The 2643-nt window shown below is 36.3% G+C and carries 3 protein-coding genes; 2 read left to right on the top strand and 1 reads right to left on the bottom strand.

The window, feature by feature from the left end; all coding sequences use genetic code 11:
* Window positions 1–178: 178 nt before the first annotated feature.
* Window positions 179–835, bottom strand: coding sequence for a CBS domain-containing protein (locus tag ABFR62_14005; GenBank protein ID MEN8139532.1), 657 nt, complete (start codon window positions 833–835; stop codon window positions 179–181).
* 221 nt (window positions 836–1056) lie between these two features.
* Here ABFR62_14005 and ABFR62_14000 point away from each other — a divergent pair, with 221 nt between their 5' ends.
* Window positions 1057–1770 (top strand): pyridoxine 5'-phosphate synthase, encoded by a 714-nt coding sequence (locus tag ABFR62_14000; protein ID MEN8139531.1) that lies wholly within the window; start codon window positions 1057–1059, stop codon window positions 1768–1770.
* A 136-nt stretch (window positions 1771–1906) separates the two neighbouring features.
* On the top strand, window positions 1907–2643 hold a 737-nt coding region (locus tag ABFR62_13995; GenBank protein ID MEN8139530.1), incomplete at its 3' end, for an alpha/beta fold hydrolase.

Here is a 2643-nt window from a genome sequence, read left to right as displayed (position 1 = left end):
GCTCTGCACCTCCGGAAAAAAGATTTATTATATGCTTTTTACAGAAGAAAGGTGCATGAGTAAATTTGTCTCACACAGGAGGGGGGTGATTGTAATAGCGAGTTCCATACCTGCCACGCTTAGATGTGGTGACCGATTAAATTATAGGCAGTAAGCTTAAGTTATCAATAAACATATCCTAAACATCCAGATAATTCATTAAAGAATCATATCTGTCCTGCATATCATCAATAATTTTATTCTCGTGATAGCTTTCCAAAATAGTATAACCAAAACGCTTTAGTGCCGCTTCTATAACACCTAAACGCATTTGATTTATTTTAACAGTAAGCACAACCTCTTCTCCAACAAAATCACTTACAAAAACGCCAAGTATCTTTGCGTTTTCGGTTTCCACAATCTGAGCAAGTTCAGATATCCCATATTCTTTTATCGATTTCTTTACTACCAGAACCCCTCCTATCTCACTAAAGAATGGTGATTTGGAAAAATGCGACATAATATCGTTCTGAGTAACATAGCCCAGGTATTCATTATTTTCGTTAGTTACAGGAATCAAATTAGAGTCATTTATGCCCGATATTCTCAAGGTATCGATCAGGTTTGAATTTTTCTGAACAAAGAAAAACACACACTCATCAAGATAATCGCCAACAAAAGAATTTGAGCGGTTACTTAAGTTAAAGTCAGAAGGCAGACAACCTATCAACAAACTACCATCAACTATCGGTAAAAAGTCAAAACTACTTCCTTCGAATAATTCCCTTGCCACCTCTACCGTATCTTTTGGAGATAATGGTTTAAAGTCGTTTGTAAGATATTCATTCACCAACATAGCCTGACATATTTTTTATTTCTCGTAATAGTAAAGTACACAAAAATACATAGAATGACAATTAATATCCGCTTTTAACAAAAAAATACTGTAAAAGATTACTAAACCAACAGCAATACTTCTATTTTTTTAAAATCGTAAAGAAAAAAATATTTTGTTTGAGGAAATATAGCTGATAACTGCTATAAGTAGTAATTTTGTATAAATAATTTTTTATATAAATGACAAAATTAAGCGTAAACATCAATAAAATAGCTACTCTCAGAAATGCGAGAGGTGGCGACGTGCCAAGCGTGACCAAAGTAGCTGTTGATGCTCAGAGATTTGGAGCTCAAGGAATTACAATTCACCCAAGACCGGACGAAAGACATATAACAAGAAAAGATGTTTTTGACCTCAGACCAATTGTAAACACCGAATTTAACATTGAAGGAAATCCAACTCCCGAATTTGTCAAATTGGTTTTAGAATCGAAACCTGAGCAGGTAACTTTAGTACCCGATGCTCCGGATGCCATTACCTCAAATGCAGGATGGGATACAATTACTCACAAAAACTTCCTAAAAGAAGTTATTTCGGAATTTAAAAATGCAGGAATCAGAACCTCTATCTTTATAGATACTGACCTTAAATTAATTGAAGGAGCAAAAGAAACCGGTACCGACAGAGTAGAACTTTACACCGAAGAATTTGCAACTCAATACGGAAAAGGGAACAAGAAAGCCATAATTCCTTATGCTGACTCTGCAAAGCTGGCAATTGAATTGGGCTTGGGAGTAAATGCAGGTCATGATTTAAGCTTAGATAACATTGAATTCTTTGCTAAAGAGATACCGGGATTAGACGAGGTTTCTATTGGTCATGCTTTGATTTCGGAAGCTTTGTATCTGGGACTGGAAAATACTATTCAGATGTATTTGGCTAGATTGAAATAGAAAATAACATTTATCAGGTAAATGCTATCGTATAATTAACCGCAACGTAACGCAAAGTTAAGCGCTAAGTTCCGCCACGTACTCAGCGAAACTTAGCGCAAAACTTTGCCTCCTTAGCGGTAAAAAAATACAATCAATGATACTTTTCTCCAGAATATACGGACAGGGCGAACCATTGTTAATTCTTCACGGATTGTTTGGCATGGGCGACAATTGGGTCAGTCTTGCCAAGCAATTTTCCAAAGACTATGAAGTACATGTAATTGATCAGAGAAACCACGGACAAAGTTTTCATTCAGAAGAGTGGACCTATCAGGATATGGTTTCAGATCTGGAGAATTATATTGAAGAACATCAACTGGGAAGAGTAAATCTGCTTGGACACTCAATGGGAGGAAAAACAGTAATGTGTTTTGCAGCAATGAACCCTTCAAAAGTAAAAAAGCTAATCGTAGCAGATATTGCGCCACGGGAATACCCGGTTCACCACGATTTCATACTTGAAGCTTTGAGTGAACTAAATTTCAAGGAAATACACTCAAGAAAACAAGCCGATGCAGAATTGGCCAAATCGATTGACAATTTTGGAATCAGACAGTTTTTGCTTAAGAGTTTATACTGGAAAGAAAAAGACCGCTTAGGATTTAGGTTTAACATCGACATCATAGCTAAACACATAGAAAACGTTGGAGTATCATTACCTCAAAATGCTTTTTTTGACGGTCCCACACTTTTTTTAGACGGAGAAAAATCAAACTACATCCGGACTGAAGACGAAGAAGACATCAGTCTTCATTTTCCAGATTACAGCATTGAAGAAATTAAAAATGCCGGGCATTGGTTACATGCTGAGCAGCCGGGAGTTTTTTATGA

The organism is Bacteroidota bacterium, from assembly GCA_039714315.1.
Classification (GTDB): domain Bacteria; phylum Bacteroidota; class Bacteroidia; order Flavobacteriales; family JADGDT01; genus JADGDT01.
The sequence above is the reverse complement of the archived record's forward strand: the minus strand, read 5'-3'. Positions and strand labels throughout refer to the sequence as shown.